Genomic DNA, 17,495 nt, shown 5'->3' with positions numbered 1-17,495 from the left:
GCAAAACAAAATGAGCTTTTTAAGTTCTCTAATATGGAGAGTTTGATCCTGGCTCAGGACGAACGCTGGCGGCATGCCTAATACATGCAAGTCGAGCGAATGACGAAGAAGCTTGCTTCTTCTGATTTAGCGGCGGACGGGTGAGTAACACGTGGGCAACCTGCCCTGTAGATTGGGATAACTCCGGGAAACCGGGGCTAATACCGAATAATCCATTTCCTCACATGGGGAAATGTTAAAAGACGGTTTCGGCTGTCACTACAGGATGGGCCCGCGGCGCATTAGCTAGTTGGTGAGGTAACGGCTCACCAAGGCGACGATGCGTAGCCGACCTGAGAGGGTGATCGGCCACACTGGGACTGAGACACGGCCCAGACTCCTACGGGAGGCAGCAGTAGGGAATCTTCCACAATGGACGAAAGTCTGATGGAGCAATGCCGCGTGAGTGAAGAAGGTTTTCGGATCGTAAAACTCTGTTGTGAGGGAAGAACAAGTACGAGAGTAACTGCTCGTACCTTGACGGTACCTCATTAGAAAGCCACGGCTAACTACGTGCCAGCAGCCGCGGTAATACGTAGGTGGCAAGCGTTGTCCGGAATTATTGGGCGTAAAGCGCGCGCAGGCGGTCCTTTAAGTCTGATGTGAAATCCCACGGCTCAACCGTGGAAGGTCATTGGAAACTGGGGGACTTGAGTACAGAAGAGGAAAGCGGAATTCCAAGTGTAGCGGTGAAATGCGTAGAGATTTGGAGGAACACCAGTGGCGAAGGCGGCTTTCTGGTCTGTAACTGACGCTGAGGCGCGAAAGCGTGGGGAGCAAACAGGATTAGATACCCTGGTAGTCCACGCCGTAAACGATGAGTGCTAAGTGTTAGGGGGTTTCCGCCCCTTAGTGCTGCAGCTAACGCATTAAGCACTCCGCCTGGGGAGTACGGTCGCAAGACTGAAACTCAAAGGAATTGACGGGGGCCCGCACAAGCGGTGGAGCATGTGGTTTAATTCGAAGCAACGCGAAGAACCTTACCAGGTCTTGACATCCCGCTGACCGTTCTAGAGATAGATCTTTCCCTTCGGGGACAGCGGTGACAGGTGGTGCATGGTTGTCGTCAGCTCGTGTCGTGAGATGTTGGGTTAAGTCCCGCAACGAGCGCAACCCTTGATCTTAGTTGCCAGCATTCAGTTGGGCACTCTAAGGTGACTGCCGGTGATAAACCGGAGGAAGGTGGGGATGACGTCAAATCATCATGCCCCTTATGACCTGGGCTACACACGTGCTACAATGGACGGTACAGAGGGTCGCAACCCCGCGAGGGTGAGCAAATCCCATAAAACCGTTCTCAGTTCGGATTGTAGGCTGCAACTCGCCTACATGAAGCCGGAATCGCTAGTAATCGTGGATCAGCATGCCACGGTGAATACGTTCCCGGGCCTTGTACACACCGCCCGTCACACCACGAGAGTTTGTAACACCCGAAGTCGGTGGGGTAACCCTTACGGGAGCCAGCCGCCGAAGGTGGGACAGATGATTGGGGTGAAGTCGTAACAAGGTAGCCGTATCGGAAGGTGCGGCTGGATCACCTCCTTTCTAAGGATAATATCGGAATACAGATTTTTATCTGTATCTTAACGTTTTGCAGTTCAGTTTTGAATGTTCATATATACATACATATATGGAAATTCTAAGAGGGCCTATAGCTCAGCTGGTTAGAGCGCACGCCTGATAAGCGTGAGGTCGATGGTTCGAGTCCATTTAGGCCCACCATACCTTTTAAATTTTGGGGCCTTAGCTCAGCTGGGAGAGCGCCTGCCTTGCACGCAGGAGGTCAGCGGTTCGATCCCGCTAGGCTCCACCAAAAATTTATCATATGTTCTTTGAAAACTGGATAAAACGACATTGAAAGAAACAAATTCAAGAAATTCAATTTATAATTACTTTTGTGATTATATTTTGCGTAGTATTTTTAACTACTATTTTTCAGGGTTTCAATTTTAATTGGAAGCCGAATTAGGTTAAGTTAATAAGGGCGCGCGGTGAATGCCTTGGCACTAGGAGCCGAAGAAGGACGGCACTAACACCGATATGCTTCGGGGAGCTGTAAGTGAGCTTTGATCCGGAGATTTCCGAATGGGGAAACCCACTGTTCGTAATGGAGCAGTACATTTACGTGAATACATAGCGTATCTGTGGCACACCCAGGGAACTGAAACATCTAAGTACCTGGAGGAAGAGAAAGAAAAATCGATTCCCTGAGTAGCGGCGAGCGAAACGGGAATAGCCCAAACCAAGAGGCTTGCCTCTTGGGGTTGTAGGACACTCTACATAGAGTTACAAAGGAATGAGCTAGACGAAGCGATCTGGAAAGGTCCGCAGGATAGGGTAAAAGCCCCGTAGTCAAAAGTTCATTCTCTCTTGAGTGTATCCTGAGTACGGCGGAACACGTGAAATTCCGTCGGAATCTGGGAGGACCATCTCCCAAGGCTAAATACTACCTAGTGACCGATAGTGAACCAGTACCGTGAGGGAAAGGTGAAAAGCACCCCGGAAGGGGAGTGAAATAGATCCTGAAACCGCGTGCCTACAAGTAGTCAGAGCCCGTTAATGGGTGATGGCGTGCCTTTTGTAGAATGAACCGGCGAGTTACGATTACATGCAAGGTTAAGTTGAGAAGACGGAGCCGCAGCGAAAGCGAGTCTGAATAGGGCGAATGAGTATGTGGTCGTAGACCCGAAACCAGGTGATCTACCCATGTCCAGGATGAAGGTAAGGTAACACTTACTGGAGGTCCGAACCCACGCACGTTGAAAAGTGCGGGGATGAGGTGTGGGTAGCGGAGAAATTCCAATCGAACCTGGAGATAGCTGGTTCTCTCCGAAATAGCTTTAGGGCTAGCCTCAAACGTTAGAATCTTGGAGGTAGAGCACTGTTTGGACTAGGGGCCCATCCCGGGTTACCGAATTCAGACAAACTCCGAATGCCAATGATTTATGTTTGGGAGTCAGACTGCGAGTGATAAGATCCGTAGTCAAGAGGGAAACAGCCCAGACCACCAGCTAAGGTCCCAAAGTATTTGTTAAGTGGAAAAGGATGTGGCGTTGCTTAGACAACCAGGATGTTGGCTTAGAAGCAGCCATCATTTAAAGAGTGCGTAATAGCTCACTGGTCGAGTGACGCTGCGCCGAAAATGTATCGGGGCTAAACAAATCACCGAAGCTGTGGATTGATACCTATGGTATCAGTGGTAGGAGAGCGTTCTAAGGGCGTTGAAGTCAGACCGGAAGGACTGGTGGAGCGCTTAGAAGTGAGAATGCCGGTATGAGTAGCGAAAGATGGGTGAGAATCCCATCCACCGTATGACTAAGGTTTCCTGAGGAAGGCTCGTCCGCTCAGGGTTAGTCGGGACCTAAGTCGAGGCCGATAGGCGTAGACGATGGACAACAGGTTGATATTCCTGTACCACCAAACCACCGTTTGAGCAATGGGGGGACGCAGAAGGATAGGGTAAGCATGCTGTTGGTTATGCATGTCCAAGCAGTGAGGTGTGAGTGTAGGCAAATCCGCACTCTGTAACATTGAGCTGTGATGGCGAGGACTTAGTCCGAAGTTCCTGATTTCACACTGCCAAGAAAAGCCTCTAGCGAGGTGATAGGTGCCCGTACCGCAAACCGACACAGGTAGTCGAGGAGAGAATCCTAAGGTGAGCGAGAGAACTCTCGTTAAGGAACTCGGCAAAATGACCCCGTAACTTCGGGAGAAGGGGTGCTCTTTTGGGTGTATAGCCTAGAAGAGCCGCAGTGAATAGGCCCAGGCGACTGTTTAGCAAAAACACAGGTCTCTGCAAAACCGTAAGGTGAAGTATAGGGGCTGACGCCTGCCCGGTGCTGGAAGGTTAAGAGGAGTGCTTAGCGCAAGCGAAGGTGCGAATTGAAGCCCCAGTAAACGGCGGCCGTAACTATAACGGTCCTAAGGTAGCGAAATTCCTTGTCGGGTAAGTTCCGACCCGCACGAAAGGCGTAACGATCTGGGCACTGTCTCAACGAGAGACTCGGTGAAATTATAGTACCTGTGAAGATGCAGGTTACCCGCGACAGGACGGAAAGACCCCGTGGAGCTTTACTATAGCTTGATATTGAATTTTGGTGCAACTTGTACAGGATAGGCAGGAGCCTTAGAGCCCGGAGCGCCAGCTTCGGAGGAGGCGTCGGTGGGATACTGCCCTGGTTGTATTGAAATTCTAACCCATACCCGTAACCCGGGTAGGAGACAGTGTCAGGCGGGTAGTTTGACTGGGGCGGTCGCCTCCTAAAGTGTAACGGAGGCGCCCAAAGGTTCCCTCAGAATGGTTGGAAATCATTCGAAGAGTGTAAAGGCAGAAGGGAGCTTGACTGCGAGACCTACAAGTCGAGCAGGGTCGAAAGACGGGCTTAGTGATCCGGTGGTTCCGCATGGAAGGGCCATCGCTCAACGGATAAAAGCTACCCCGGGGATAACAGGCTTATCTCCCCCAAGAGTCCACATCGACGGGGAGGTTTGGCACCTCGATGTCGGCTCATCGCATCCTGGGGCTGTAGTCGGTCCCAAGGGTTGGGCTGTTCGCCCATTAAAGCGGTACGCGAGCTGGGTTCAGAACGTCGTGAGACAGTTCGGTCCCTATCCGTCGTGGGCGTAGGAAATTTGAGAGGAGCTGTCCTTAGTACGAGAGGACCGGGATGGACACACCGCTGGTGTACCAGTTGTTCTGCCAAGAGCATCGCTGGGTAGCTATGTGTGGACGGGATAAGTGCTGAAAGCATCTAAGCACGAAGCCCCCCTCAAGATGAGATTTCCCATTACGCAAGTAAGTAAGATCCCTCAAAGACGATGAGGTAGATAGGTTCGGGGTGGAAGCGTGGCGACATGTGCAGCTGACGAATACTAATCGATCGAGGACTTAACCAAATAGAATTTGTATACATCAATGTCTTTTATCCAGTTTTGAAGGAATATAAAAAAGATTTCTAAAAAAACTATTGAAATATTCTCTAGTTATGGTATAATTAATCTTGTCTTTCAAGTTAATAGGTCTAGTGATGATGGAGAAGAGGTCACACCCGTTCCCATACCGAACACGGAAGTTAAGCTCTTCATCGCCGATGGTAGTTGGGGGTTTCCCCCTGTGAGAGTAGGACGTCGCTAGGCTTAGTATTATTCCGAAGTAGCTCAGTGGTAGAGCAATCGACTGTTAATCGATTGGTCGTAGGTTCGAGTCCTACCTTCGGAGCCATTTTTGGAGAGCTGTCCGAGTGGCCGAAGGAGCACGATTGGAAATCGTGTAGGCGGCTAACCCTGTCTCAAGGGTTCAAATCCCTTGCTCTCCGCCAGATATTTACTCTCTTAATACATAAAATGGCCCCTTGGTCAAGCGGTTAAGACACCGCCCTTTCACGGCGGTAACACGGGTTCGAATCCCGTAGGGGTCACCAATAATATTTTACCCAGGAGGATTAGCTCAGCTGGGAGAGCATCTGCCTTACAAGCAGAGGGTCGGCGGTTCGAGCCCGTCATCCTCCACCATTAATTTTTAAAACACTTAATTAGTAATTATAATATTGTCGCGGGGTGGAGCAGTGGTAGCTCGTCGGGCTCATAACCCGAAGGTCGCAGGTTCAAATCCTGTCCCCGCAACCAAATGGTCCCGTGGTGTAGCGGTTAACATGCCTGCCTGTCACGCAGGAGATCGCCGGTTCGATCCCGGTCGGGACCGCCATTTATTTTATGAGATTTAGGATAAGCAAGCAGGTCGAGGAAGCAATCGAGTGAAAGAAGGAGCGTACTCAAGTACGTGACTGATTGAACGAGTGCAGCTGACGAAGAGATGCGACGCTTAGCGTAAATCGAAGAGGCTCAGTAGCTCAGTCGGTAGAGCAAAGGACTGAAAATCCTTGTGTCGGCGGTTCGATTCCGTCCTGAGCCACCATTTTTTTCGCCGAAGTAGCTCAACTGGTAGAGCAACTGACTTGTAATCAGTAGGTTGAGGGTTCAAGTCCTTTCTTCGGCACCACTGAAATGTGGAGGGGTAGTGAAGTGGCTAAACACGACGGACTGTAAATCCGTTCCTTAGGGTTCGGCGGTTCGAATCCGCCCCCCTCCACCATTTTTATTTTAGGGGCATAGTTTAACGGTAGAATAGAGGTCTCCAAAACCTTTGATGTGGGTTCGATTCCTACTGCCCCTGCCAATTTTACTGTTAACTTGAATAATGGCGGTTGTGGCGAAGTGGTTAACGCACCGGATTGTGATTCCGGCATTCGTGGGTTCAATTCCCATCAGTCGCCCCATATTCCTAATTAGTTAGCTTTTTTTTATTTGTGGCGGTCGTGGCGAAGTGGTTAACGCATCGGATTGTGATTCCGACACTCGGGGGTTCAATTCCCCTCGATCGCCCCATTGGGGTATAGCCAAGCGGTAAGGCAACGGATTTTGATTCCGTCATGCCCTGGTTCGAATCCAGGTACCCCAGTTTTTTGCGGAAGTAGTTCAGTGGTAGAACACCACCTTGCCAAGGTGGGGGTCGCGAGTTCGAACCTCGTCTTCCGCTCCAACTTTTAAATGGCGGCATAGCCAAGTGGTAAGGCACAGGTCTGCAACACCTTTACCACCGGTTCAAATCCGGTTGCCGCCTCCAATTTTAATATTGTAACTTTTATGCTTTTATTTTGCCGGTGTGGCGGAATTGGCAGACGCGCGGGACTCAAAATCCCGTATCCTCTGGATGTGTCGGTTCGACCCCGACCACCGGTATATTGCACGAAATTCTATTGAAGTTAGAATTTTAATGAAACTCTTATGAATGCTGTTATATCAGCATTTATAAGAGTTTTTTTATTTTAACAAAACTATTATTCCTCGATTTTATATTATAAATTTGGGGTTTGTTTACACATTTTTTACACAATTATCTTTTCTAAGTATTAAAATTCTCTCAATATTCCTTTGTCCAAATCATTCATTTATATTTAAAATAGTTATCACCCCAATACCCGTAACCATTACTTGTCCATGCAACTATAAACAATATGAGCAACGTTTTAGAGCAGGTTAGGGGTAGAGTAGAAGGATACAATCAATGTAATTGAAACATCACCTTACGACGCACTGAAACATAAAGCGTCGTAATAAAAAAACAAATAGCAACAAAGTAAAAGCGCTCCAATCAGGACGTTCTTTTATTATTTAAATCAAAAACGTAGCATGAGCTCGGATTATTCTAATATTTTGAGAGTGGAGTCTGGTAAAGTAAAAAACAGGAAAAAGTTTTATATACAATTAGAAAAAAATGTGATAAAGTTTTTCATAGTAGTAGGAAAGTAGGGGGAAGTATATTGAAATTTGTTACGAAAATACTAGGTTTTGTTGGATTTATGATTTTCCTGTTTGTTTTTCAATCATCGTTTGCATCAGCAAAAGATTTATCAGTAGTAACAGTCGAAAAAAGTGATCACACTGAGGAATTAGTGATTTCTGAAGATTCAATTATAAATGCTGAGAGTAGTATAATTATTCCGAAATTGATAATTAAAGATGGTGCTGAAATTGTTGAAGTGAATGCGACGGTTGCTAATCTTGAAGTGGCTTCTAAAAAAAAGGTAGTACTTAATGGTAAAGGTGATATTAGCAATATAATTATTACAACTGGTAACGAAGTTATTTTAAATTCAACTGGAAATATTAATACGATTGAAGTAATTAATAAAGATACAAGATTAGTAGTAAGTGAAGGTACAAAAATAGCAAAATTAATAATACCTGAAGGTTCAAAAGTAACGGATATTATAACTAATTACGAACAAGCAAAAGATAGGTTTGAGAACATAAGTGATGGTACAGTAATACCAACACATGTATCAAAACATGTACCAGCACCTGCACCAGATCCGGATCCAACACCAATACCGGAACCAGATCCAAACTCTGTAACAAAAATTAGTTCATTGGATATCAATGTAGTTCGAGTGGATGAGTTGACTGGATTCATATCAGTTAAGGCTACTACAACAGTCGCTGAAATTAAAGGAGCAATTACTTCCTTCAATGGTACTAATCAAAGTTATACATTTAGAAAGAATATTGGTGATGATAATTTTGATTATACAGATTCAGATAAATTATCTAATATCTATGTATCTTGGTTGGATGTGGTAGCTGAAGATGGTTTGACAAAAGGTCAATATTTAATAAACGTTACCCAATAACAAATCAAGAACGTCAACCTTGGCGTTCTTTTTTATTCGCTACGTAAACGGAACATATTGCGTCGTAGTAGAAAATTATTAGTATAGAAGGAACTATTACTCTACTTCCAAATATAAAAATCCTTTGTTTGACATTCAAAATTCATTTTAGCAGAGGAAGAAATAAGGTTAGTTAAATCAGTTTGTATTAACTTCGACTATTTGGTATATTATTAGGTATATACAATCGTTGATGTGATTAAGTAAATAAGAATTGTGAGACAGAAAATATGGCAACTTGCTGAGAGCTATATCACCGCTTCTTGTTGAAACCTACCACGGAGATGTTATGCAAACATAACCGAGTCGTTGTCGTTAACCAACGTTTGAGATAGTTCGTTCAATTGACGAACTAATTAAAGGTGGTACCGTGTCTATCCAGTGTAAAGACGCCCTTTTTATAGGGGAGTTTTTACGCTTTTTTTATTTTAAAGGAGGAAAAGTAGATGTCTACACAACAAAATGATTTTACAAAATGGTATATCGACACAATTCAGAAGGCAGATTTAATGGATTACACACCTGTTCGTGGGTGTATTGCGTTTAAACCGGATGGCTTTGAAATTTGGGAGCATATTCAAGCTGAAATGAACAGACGTTTTAAAGAAACAGGACATCGTAATGCGTATTTCCCAATGCTGATTCCAGAGTCATTTTTCCAAAAAGAAAAGGATCATATTGAAGGGTTCGCTCCGGAGCTTCCATGGGTAACAGAAGCAGCAGGCGAAAAACTAGAAGAGCGTTTAGCACTACGTCCAACTTCTGAAACGATGATTGGTCATTTGTATTCGGATTGGATAAAAAGCTATCGTGATCTACCAGTATTAATAAACCAATGGGCAAATGTGTTCCGTTGGGAAAAGAAGACGCTTCCTTTCATTCGTACATCTGAATTTTTATGGCAAGAAGGGCATACTGCTCATGTAGATGAAGAGGATGCACGTAAAGAAACGATGCAAATGCTTAACATCTATAAAGAGGTTGTAGAAGAGCTTTTGGCTATTCCAGTATACGATGGTCAAAAAACACCTTCAGAACGCTTTGCAGGGGCTGTGGATACGTATTCGATTGAAGCAATGATGAAGGATGGAAAAGCTGTTCAAGCTGGGACTTCTCATTACTTAGGTACAAAATTTGCTGAAGCATTTGATATTAAATACTTAAATAAAGAAAACAAACATCAGCATGTGCATACAACTTCATGGGGTACTTCTACTCGATTAATCGGTTCTGTTATCATGGTACATGGTGATGAGCAAGGTCTTGTTTTACCACCACGTGTTGCACCAACTCAAGTTGTTTTAATTCCAGTAGGGCCCTGGAAGAAGAACCCAGCTATTATGGAGAAACTTGATGAGCTTTATGCTGATTTAAAAGCAAAAGGTATTCGTGTGCGTCTGGATGATTCCGACCAATCTCCAGGTTATAAATTCAACGAGTGGGAACTAAAAGGTGTTCCAGTTCGCGTTGAATTAGGACCTCGTGATTTAGAAAACAACCAAGCACTACTTAAAGCACGTGATGAAGGTGACAAAGTAACTGTAGATATTCCTGTTTTAGTGGAGCGTATTGAAGAAGAACTAACAACAATGCAAAGCCGTTTATTAGAAAAAGCTCGTGCATTCCGTGATCTGCATTCACATACAAATGTGGATTCATTAGACCAATTAAAACAACATCTTGCAGACTCGACTGAAAAGGGAGAAATTCCAGGTTGGATTCTTGCAGGATGGTGTGGAGACGACGCTTGTGAAGAACAAGTGAAAGAGGAAACGAAATTTACAACACGTAATATTCCTTTCAATCCACCAGCTGAAAAGTCTACATGTATCAACTGTGGAAATGAATCGAAACATACCGTTTGGTTCGGTCGTGCGTATTAATTAAATAATAGAAACATCTATAAAAAATCAACCATTGCATATTAAATGGTTGATTTTTTATTTATTCAAAATTTCATGTAAGATAAAAGGAATCCAATCGTCTAATTAGTAAAGAAAGGGGGGATCCCTTGGAGAGGAATTTGATAGAAGAATGGTTTGAGCAATACGAAAGAGATATTACAAGTTTTCTAGTGTACTATTCAGGATCATTGGACGTAGAAGATTTAGTACAAGAAACCTTTCTACGTGCATTGAAGAAAATGTCAAGATTTAAAGAGAACGCTCATCCAAAAACTTGGTTAATATCCATCGCAAGAAATATGGTAATCGACTATTATCGTAGAAACCGCGTATGGAATAAAATGAGGCATCTATTTTTCCACGAACAAAATATCTTGTTTGATACAGAGCAACGAATTCTTCTAAATCAAGAAAATGCTAATTTATATAAAGCTATTAATAGACTTCCATCGAATAATAAAGAAGTAATTATTTTAAGAGGGATTTTGGAAATGCCATCCAAGGAAGTCAGTAGCATTATGAAAAGTAATGAGAATAACATAAATGTACTGTATCACCGTTCCTTAAAAATGTTGAAAACACTGCTGGAACAGGAGGGGTATGAATATGGAGGATTTTAATAAACTGCAAGAAGAATTAAAAAAGCTTCCTAAATATTCTCTTGAAATCGATCAAAAAGCTAGAGTTTTACATTCATTAAGATCTAAGCAAAATTCTCCAAAAAAATCTTTCTCCCTAACTCCGATCTTTGCTGTAATAGGAATATGCTCCGTCCTAATTTTTCTTTTCTTTACAAATGAGGCTACTAACAAACTAAATGCACAGCCAGGAACAGTTTTTACATTACCTGATAGAGATCAAGAGGTAGTTGGGGTAGAAGGAAAGATAGGGATTCTTGTTTTTAAGGAGCAATTTGTTGCAGAAGACATGCTAAGAGGATCTAAGCTGATGCTGTACTACTGGGGAGATCCAAATGCTCTCGTTGGAAAGAAATACTTGGTCGAAGCGGAGAATAAAAAAGGGAAGAAAGTGGAATTGTCGCGAGGGGTTCTCTCAGCTGGCTTATATAGTGAGGATGCGCATACGTTAGCTAGCTTTCCCCCATTTCCAACCGAAGGAGAATGGCAGTTATCCTTTTATGTAGAAGATGTTTTATTTGACTCATTTACTACTTATGTGTACCCACCGTTTCCTAAAACAGAGCATTATACTTTACTTGATTCACCAAAGGAGCTTCCCGTTGGTGAAATATTTGAGTTATATATAGAAAGCACAATTGGTGAAAAAGAGGAAATTGACGTTCAACTAATTGATAATAAAGGGAATCTTATGGAAGAGACCATTTTTCAAAGAGAAAGTTTGGGTTATAGAAACTCACAGGAAATTTACTTATATAAAGGTGACATCAAGTTGAAGGACCATGGATCTTGGAAGCTCATAATTGACGGAGAGCAAACAGGGCTTTTTAACAATTAGAATAAAAAACATCCTTTCCTACAGAAGGAGGGATGTTTTAATTTACAAACACACGACGATTATGAATAGAGCGCTTATAGGAATTGCGGTAATAATTCTAGCTACTCTTTCTGTAGTTATATCTTCCATTCGTTAAAATCATTGTGTAACACAATAGCGTTTGCATCTCCACCATGAATTTGGTTAAACATTGTACCCATAGATTCAACTAGTTTACGACCTTCTTCTAAATTAATAGAAGGGCGTAGGAAGACAATTTGGATAGCATTCGTAGTTTCTTCCGTGACAGCAGTCCTTACCGAGTCAACAAACGGGCTGCCAAATGGTCCGGTGGTATCTGAAAGTGCAAGTATATTTTGTATATTATTTTCTCTGCCATTTAGTCCTTCATATGTTGTTTCTTCATTGCCAAGAGAAAAAGTCACATCTCCTTGAATATTTTCTAAATCGTATATTCCCATTGGTATTTCATATCGCATGGAGAAGAAATTATTTAAATCAACAGCAGAATGCAAAGGTGTGATATAATTTTGTTTTGCAATTCGTCGATATAATGCTTCAACAGAAGGACGGTATCGGTTAGGATCTGCACCTATTTTTTTCCATAACGTTCGCCATTCTTTAATTCCCTCAAATTCTGTTACGGACTTTTCTTCCATTTCAAAGAATAGTTGCTCCTGAAATAATTGGAGACGTCCTTTAAGCATTTGGGGAGAAGAGGTAACGACAATTTTGGTATAATGAATAATGCCTATTTTAAGAGTAGGCTCGACTTGCAATAAAGAATTATCTAGTTTTATTATCATAACGACCGTCCTTACACATATTTTCTTAAGTTTAGCATAAGAGAGGAGAACTTTTGTGAATATAAACCAATTTCAAGAACATCTAATTGAATATGCTGCTTCCATTGGAATTGATAAAATTGGGTTTACTTCTGCTTCTCCCTTTCATGAATTAAAAAATAGATTAATTCGTCAACAGGAGCTAGGGTTTGCTTCGGGTTTCGAAGAGCCAGACATAGAGAAAAGAACGCATCCGGAGCTTTTGCTTTCAGAAGCGGAAAGTATTATAGCAATTGCCATTGCCTATCCATCGAAAATGAAAGATGCTCCGTCAAGTACAAAAGGTGCTAGGCGAGGAATATTTGCAAGAGCATCATGGGGGATGGATTATCATACCGTTTTACGTGAGAAACTTGCACTTTTAGAGTTATTTATACTAACACATATGCCTGATGCAAGGTTGCGCTCCATGGTTGATACTGGGGAACTTTCTGATCGGGCAGTGGCGGAGCGAGCAGGCATAGGGTGGAGTGCTAAAAACTGTGCGATTATTACACCTGAGTTTGGGTCGTTTGTCTATTTAGGTGAAATGATTACTTCGATTCCTTTTGCGCCAAGTGAGCAAATGGAGGATCAGTGTGGGGAATGTAGGCTTTGTTTAGATATATGTCCAACTGGAGCTTTAATCGAAGGCGGACAATTAAATGCACAGCGTTGTATTGCATTTATTACGCAAAAGAAAACAATGGTTCCAGATGAGTTTCGAGCTAAAATAGGGAATAGAATTTATGGATGCGATACTTGCCAAACGATTTGTCCGAAAAATAAAGGGAAAGCTAATTTACATCAAGAAGCGTTTAAGCCAGACCCAGAGCTTGTAAAGCCATTACTGCTACCATTATTAAGTATGACAAATCGATCGTTTAAAGAAACATATGGGCATATGTCCGGAGCCTGGAGAGGGAAGAATCCGATTCAACGTAATGCGATTATTGCGCTTGCACACTTTAAGGAAGCTTCGGCAGTACCAACGTTAATCGAATTAATGGAAAAGGATGCTCGTCCCGTTATTCGAGGAACAGCGGCATGGGCAATCGGTAAAATTAATACAGACGATGGACAAATTGCATTGAAAAAAGCGGAACAAACAGAAGAAGTAGAAGAAGTATTAGATGAAATTAGAAAAGGGTTACAATTTTATATATTGGAGAAATAGGAAGTGGTCAAGTATGAGTATTAATATCGTGTTATATCAACCGGAGATTCCGGCAAATACAGGGAATATTGCGAGAACATGTGCAGGAACAGGGGCGAAGTTACATTTAATTCGACCGCTTGGATTTTCAACAGATGACAAAATGTTAAAACGAGCAGGACTTGATTACTGGGAGCATGTAGATATTACCTATTATGATGGATTAGATGAATTTTTTGAGAAACATCCGGCAAAGGAATATTATTTAATTACGAAGTTTGGTGCAAAACCGCATACAACTTACGATTTTAGTGACGTGGAAAAAGATCACTTCTTTATTTTTGGACGTGAGACAAAAGGGTTGCCTCGTGAATTTATTGATGCACATCCAGACCGGGCTTTAAGAATTCCGATGAACGATAATATTCGATCATTGAATTTATCAAATACTGCGGCAATACTTATTTATGAAGCTTTACGTCAGCAGAATTATCCAAATTTACATTAAAAAAACGGACAGGTCTTTTAAGACTTGTCCGTTTTTAGTGTTATTACTTGTCAGAAGCACCTGGTTTGTCATCGTAACCTGCTTTAAAAATTGCAGCAAGGAACGCTACAATAACACCAAGAATAAGGATAAGATTCATATTGAGTTCCTCCTCTAATATATTATGAACTAAGTATACCCTACTTAGTATTAAAAAGAAATATTACGGGAAAGTGAAATTATGTCTGAATTGTTTCTATTGAAAGTTGCAACCTATGGAATATTCTAATACCATTATGAAAAGGAGTGATTTTTTAAATGAGCAATTTGAAAAATGGTCCAGAAAACGGTTCAATGGCAACAAATATGGAAGAAGTGAAGCTACTGGGAAAGCAAATGGAAAAGCTGCGAGATGATAATGAACTTGAACTAGATAATCGCGTATCAGATCCAGCGCAAACAGATGATACATCTTCTATGAAACAAAGAAAAAACGACTGATACCTCATCAGTCGTTTTCCTCAAATGAAAGGATGAATACATTGGAATTACATAAGAATTCAACAAAGCAATTAGCAAATGGGGTAGAGATGCCACGTATAGGTTTAGGTGTGTATAAAATGACGGAGCCAGATATTGCGCTACAAGCAATTTCAGCAGCTTTAGATAGTGGATATCGTCATATTGATACAGCATCCGTTTATGCAAATGAGAAAGAAGTCGGAGAAGCAGTACTTAACTCTAAAATAAATAGAGAAGATATTTTCATTACGACGAAAGTATGGAATAAAGATCAAGGGTATGACCAGACGCTAAAAGCATTTGAAAAATCATTAGAATTATTAGGACTTGATTACATAGATTTATATTTAACGCATTGGCCAGTGAAAGAGACTTTCATAGATACGTATCGCGCAATTGAACGTTTATATGAAGAGAAGCTAATCCGTACTACTGGTGTATCTAATCATCATCAACACCATTTAGAAGCAATTGCTGCAAGAGCAAATGTTAAACCAATGGTCAATCAAATCGAATGTCATCCTCGTTTAACACAATTTGACCTTCGGGAATATTGCCAAGAACAAGGAATTGCGATAACTTCATGGTCACCACTTGCAAGAGGCGGATTACTTAACGAACCGACATTACAGCGAATTAGCGGAAAATACGGTAAATCCCCAGCTCAAACAATCATTCGCTGGCACTTACAACATGATTTAGTCGTTATTCCAAAATCAGTGACGCCTGCTAGAATTGCAGAAAATTTGGATGTTTTCGATTTTGAATTATCGTTTGAAGATATGAAAAATATCGATGCACTAAACTTAAATGAACGTACTGGAGCAGACCCAGATAACTTTAGTTTTAAATTTTAAATTGGTAGTAGGAGATATTATATAAGCAATGCAATCCTCTTTCATGCGACGAGCTTGCGCAGGAGCACACGCCTTTCATGCGACGAGCTTGCGCAGGAACACACGCCTTTCATGCGACGAGCTTGCGCAGGAGCACATGCCTTTTATGCGACGAGCTTGCGCAGGAGCACATGCCTTTTATGCGACGAGCTTGCGCAGGAGCACATGCCTTTTATGCGACGAGCTTGCGCAGGAGCACATGCCTTTTATGCGACGAGCTTGCGCAGGAGCACATGCCTTTTATGCGACGAGCTTGCGCAGGAGCACATGCCTTTTATGCGACGAGCTTGCGCAGGAGCACATGCCTTTTATGCGACGAGCTTGCGCAGGAGCAGACCCAGATAACTTTAGTTTTAAATTTTAGCTCTGTTAACCTATACTATTGATTTCCGTTACAGCCGGACGCTTTCTGCGGGGGCGCCGCATTCGCGTCGTTTGCGATGTCCCATCTGTCTCACTCATCCCGCTGGAGTCGCCGCCTTTCACTACAATGAATTTAAATGTTTTAAATTCAAACATTACATCTAACAATACGTATATTTTAAGTAGAAACACTATGGCATGCTTTCTCCAATTAAGAGAATGCAAAGCTATAGTGTTTTTTATTTTTCATTTTTTATTTTTTTTGTATTCAGAAATATTTACCAAATGTGAAACTTTCCATTTAATACAAACGTATTATAGTGAACTGTTTGGCTTGTCCAGTTTATTAATTAAAAAATAACAGTTTAAATGAGGTTAAAATTATGGGATTATTTTTTGAAAAATTTACGAGAAAAAAGAGTGCAAAGCCTATTGTTATTCTAAGAGCGTTAATGCTTATTGCAATGTTTACCTTTTTGATAATGACATTATTCAATGATTTAAATATATACTTTCTGAAATATGTCTTTGTAATAGCAGGTGTCTTCTCTGTTATGGATGGAATCGAAAGTTACTTTCATAAACAAAGTCGCAAGGTTATTCTAACGGAGATGGGAGTAGGAGTGGTTTATATCATCTTTTCAATTTCAATAAAATAGGGGGAAATCATTTATGAAAATGAAAAAAAGATTTATGATGTTTTTGTGTTTTATCATTAGTTTGGTCTTGTTAGGTGCATGCCAAAAAGATAACGAGGAACCTGCTATTCAATTTTCAAGCGGTTCTGTACAATTAACATCAATTTATTATGGTGATCGATATAACGAGGATGAAGCTCAAATCGAGAAGAAAATTCAATATTTCATGATTGGTAAGCGATTTGATGAACTGCCAAGCGTTATTTATGGTGAACAAATTCAAATACAGGCTCAAAATTTTAGTACGAAGAAATACGAAATTTATGATTACCTATTAGATGGAAAAGGAAATATTATTTCTGAATATGAAATGACTCCAACTTTAGTAAAAGTAATGGAAAAAGGCATGGCTATCTTCACTTTTGAACCATCACACAATGCAAAAGTATATGCCGATTATGCAATTGACCATCAATTAGCTCATTGTATTTTAATAAGGTCAAAAATTTACAAGAGCGATTTTGCATTTGCGACTTTAATTTTAAGTGAAGAAGAAATATAAGCATTTTACTGAGTTTTTTATTTATTGCTAATAAGTTACCTTCCTCCATGGAGAAAGTGAGGTAGAGAAGTATGACAATATTGCTTTATTTCATCGTTTTTATGGTTATTAGCTTGATTGTTAAAGCGGTATTACTGGTTATTTACAAAGACAAAGAAAAGTTGGATAAGGGATTTATATTTCCTTATATTAGGTTGAGTTATAGAAGAAAGATGATTCGAACGCTATGGACTTTTCCTTTAATTCTTGTTGGACTTATTGTTATATATCTTTATGGAGAACTAAATATTATGTGGAATCTAACTTTATTAATGGTTACTTTGTTTCTTACCTTTTTACAACTAGCGAACAGTTATAAAAAATGGAAAAAATATGAATGTGGTTAATCCAAGGACCTTTT

12 protein-coding genes, 18 tRNA genes and 3 rRNA genes are annotated in these 17,495 nt (G+C 41.3%); 32 read left to right on the top strand and 1 reads right to left on the bottom strand.

What is annotated here, in order from left to right; genetic code table 11:
* The first annotated feature begins 30 nt into the window (after nt 1-30).
* The 25 genes from ACEPXD_RS15255 to ACEPXD_RS15135 all read left to right on the top strand — a co-directional run bounded on the left by ACEPXD_RS15255 (nt 31) and on the right by ACEPXD_RS15135 (nt 11,647).
* Nucleotides 31-1,584: ribosomal RNA gene (locus ACEPXD_RS15255) — 16S ribosomal RNA — on the top strand.
* Nucleotides 1,585-1,684: 100 nt separating this feature from the next.
* A tRNA-Ile gene (locus ACEPXD_RS15250) sits at nt 1,685-1,761 on the top strand.
* Between the two features lie 15 nt (nt 1,762-1,776).
* Nucleotides 1,777-1,852, top strand: a tRNA-Ala gene (locus ACEPXD_RS15245).
* Between the two features lie 155 nt (nt 1,853-2,007).
* Nucleotides 2,008-4,935: ribosomal RNA gene (locus tag ACEPXD_RS15240) — 23S ribosomal RNA — on the top strand.
* 124 nt (nt 4,936-5,059) lie between these two features.
* Nucleotides 5,060-5,175 (top strand): 5S ribosomal RNA (gene rrf / locus ACEPXD_RS15235).
* The 16S, 23S and 5S rRNA genes sit together here with 18 tRNA genes alongside, the layout of an rRNA operon.
* Before the next feature lie 10 nt (nt 5,176-5,185).
* Nucleotides 5,186-5,260 (top strand) — tRNA-Asn (locus tag ACEPXD_RS15230).
* A gap of 5 nt (nt 5,261-5,265) precedes the next feature.
* Nucleotides 5,266-5,357, top strand: a tRNA-Ser gene (locus ACEPXD_RS15225).
* 27 nt (nt 5,358-5,384) lie between these two features.
* Nucleotides 5,385-5,459: transfer RNA gene (locus tag ACEPXD_RS15220), tRNA-Glu, on the top strand.
* A gap of 15 nt (nt 5,460-5,474) precedes the next feature.
* A tRNA-Val gene (locus ACEPXD_RS15215) sits at nt 5,475-5,550 on the top strand.
* 39 nt (nt 5,551-5,589) lie between these two features.
* Nucleotides 5,590-5,664: transfer RNA gene (locus ACEPXD_RS15210), tRNA-Met, on the top strand.
* A 3-nt stretch (nt 5,665-5,667) separates the two neighbouring features.
* A tRNA-Asp gene (locus tag ACEPXD_RS15205) sits at nt 5,668-5,743 on the top strand.
* A 134-nt stretch (nt 5,744-5,877) separates the two neighbouring features.
* Nucleotides 5,878-5,953: transfer RNA gene (locus tag ACEPXD_RS15200), tRNA-Phe, on the top strand.
* A gap of 8 nt (nt 5,954-5,961) precedes the next feature.
* A tRNA-Thr gene (locus tag ACEPXD_RS15195) sits at nt 5,962-6,037 on the top strand.
* A gap of 9 nt (nt 6,038-6,046) precedes the next feature.
* Nucleotides 6,047-6,130 (top strand) — tRNA-Tyr (locus ACEPXD_RS15190).
* A 10-nt stretch (nt 6,131-6,140) separates the two neighbouring features.
* Nucleotides 6,141-6,214: transfer RNA gene (locus ACEPXD_RS15185), tRNA-Trp, on the top strand.
* 24 nt (nt 6,215-6,238) lie between these two features.
* Nucleotides 6,239-6,314 (top strand) — tRNA-His (locus tag ACEPXD_RS15180).
* Between the two features lie 33 nt (nt 6,315-6,347).
* Nucleotides 6,348-6,423, top strand: a tRNA-His gene (locus tag ACEPXD_RS15175).
* A gap of 1 nt (nt 6,424) precedes the next feature.
* Nucleotides 6,425-6,496: transfer RNA gene (locus tag ACEPXD_RS15170), tRNA-Gln, on the top strand.
* Nucleotides 6,497-6,502: 6 nt separating this feature from the next.
* Nucleotides 6,503-6,577: transfer RNA gene (locus tag ACEPXD_RS15165), tRNA-Gly, on the top strand.
* A 10-nt stretch (nt 6,578-6,587) separates the two neighbouring features.
* A tRNA-Cys gene (locus ACEPXD_RS15160) sits at nt 6,588-6,661 on the top strand.
* A 33-nt stretch (nt 6,662-6,694) separates the two neighbouring features.
* Nucleotides 6,695-6,777 (top strand) — tRNA-Leu (locus tag ACEPXD_RS15155).
* A 581-nt stretch (nt 6,778-7,358) separates the two neighbouring features.
* Complete coding sequence (locus ACEPXD_RS15150) at nt 7,359-8,228, top strand: hypothetical protein (protein WP_391117263.1); 870 nt, start codon at nt 7,359-7,361, stop codon at nt 8,226-8,228.
* Nucleotides 8,229-8,713: 485 nt separating this feature from the next.
* Entirely contained in the window at nt 8,714-10,150 is a 1,437-nt protein-coding gene (gene proS / locus ACEPXD_RS15145) for a proline--tRNA ligase (protein WP_391117261.1), read from the top strand.
* A 128-nt stretch (nt 10,151-10,278) separates the two neighbouring features.
* On the top strand, nt 10,279-10,791 hold the full coding sequence (locus ACEPXD_RS15140; protein ID WP_391117259.1) for an RNA polymerase sigma factor: 513 nt from the start codon (nt 10,279-10,281) through the stop codon (nt 10,789-10,791).
* On the top strand, nt 10,778-11,647 hold the full coding sequence (locus tag ACEPXD_RS15135; protein ID WP_391117258.1) for a hypothetical protein: 870 nt from the start codon (nt 10,778-10,780) through the stop codon (nt 11,645-11,647). The genes ACEPXD_RS15140 and ACEPXD_RS15135 overlap by 14 nt, the downstream gene beginning before the upstream one ends.
* Nucleotides 11,648-11,763: 116 nt before the next feature.
* On the opposite strand, the gene ACEPXD_RS15130 is transcribed toward ACEPXD_RS15135, so the two are convergent.
* Entirely contained in the window at nt 11,764-12,453 is a 690-nt protein-coding gene (locus ACEPXD_RS15130) for a B3/4 domain-containing protein (RefSeq protein WP_391117256.1), read from the bottom strand.
* A gap of 55 nt (nt 12,454-12,508) precedes the next feature.
* Here ACEPXD_RS15130 and queG point away from each other — a divergent pair, with 55 nt between their 5' ends.
* From queG to ACEPXD_RS15095, 7 genes are all read left to right on the top strand, one after another.
* Nucleotides 12,509-13,648 (top strand): tRNA epoxyqueuosine(34) reductase QueG, encoded by a 1,140-nt coding sequence (queG, locus tag ACEPXD_RS15125; protein WP_391117253.1) that lies wholly within the window; start codon nt 12,509-12,511, stop codon nt 13,646-13,648.
* Between the two features lie 13 nt (nt 13,649-13,661).
* Nucleotides 13,662-14,135, top strand: coding sequence for a tRNA (uridine(34)/cytosine(34)/5-carboxymethylaminomethyluridine(34)-2'-O)-methyltransferase TrmL (gene trmL / locus ACEPXD_RS15120; protein ID WP_391117251.1), 474 nt, complete (start codon nt 13,662-13,664; stop codon nt 14,133-14,135).
* 297 nt (nt 14,136-14,432) lie between these two features.
* Nucleotides 14,433-14,615, top strand: a complete 183-nt coding sequence (locus ACEPXD_RS15115) for a multidrug ABC transporter ATPase (RefSeq protein WP_391117249.1) — start codon at nt 14,433-14,435, stop codon at nt 14,613-14,615.
* An 89-nt stretch (nt 14,616-14,704) separates the two neighbouring features.
* Nucleotides 14,705-15,493, top strand: a complete 789-nt coding sequence (locus tag ACEPXD_RS15110) for an aldo/keto reductase (RefSeq protein WP_391123285.1) — start codon at nt 14,705-14,707, stop codon at nt 15,491-15,493.
* A gap of 785 nt (nt 15,494-16,278) precedes the next feature.
* The gene (locus tag ACEPXD_RS15105) at nt 16,279-16,554 is read left to right on the top strand and encodes a hypothetical protein (protein WP_391117248.1); all 276 of its coding nucleotides are present in this window, start codon (nt 16,279-16,281) and stop codon (nt 16,552-16,554) included.
* Between the two features lie 13 nt (nt 16,555-16,567).
* The gene (locus ACEPXD_RS15100; protein ID WP_391117246.1) at nt 16,568-17,095 is read left to right on the top strand and encodes a hypothetical protein; all 528 of its coding nucleotides are present in this window, start codon (nt 16,568-16,570) and stop codon (nt 17,093-17,095) included.
* A 71-nt stretch (nt 17,096-17,166) separates the two neighbouring features.
* A complete protein-coding gene (locus tag ACEPXD_RS15095) occupies nt 17,167-17,481 on the top strand; it encodes a hypothetical protein (RefSeq protein ID WP_391117244.1) in 315 nt (104 codons plus the stop codon).
* Nucleotides 17,482-17,495: the final 14 nt, after the last annotated feature.

It is taken from the genome of Psychrobacillus sp. L3, from assembly GCF_042945595.1.
Classification (GTDB): Bacteria; Bacillota; Bacilli; order Bacillales_A; family Planococcaceae; genus Psychrobacillus.
Note: the sequence above shows the minus strand (reverse complement) of the source record. Positions and strands in the feature narration are given on the sequence as shown.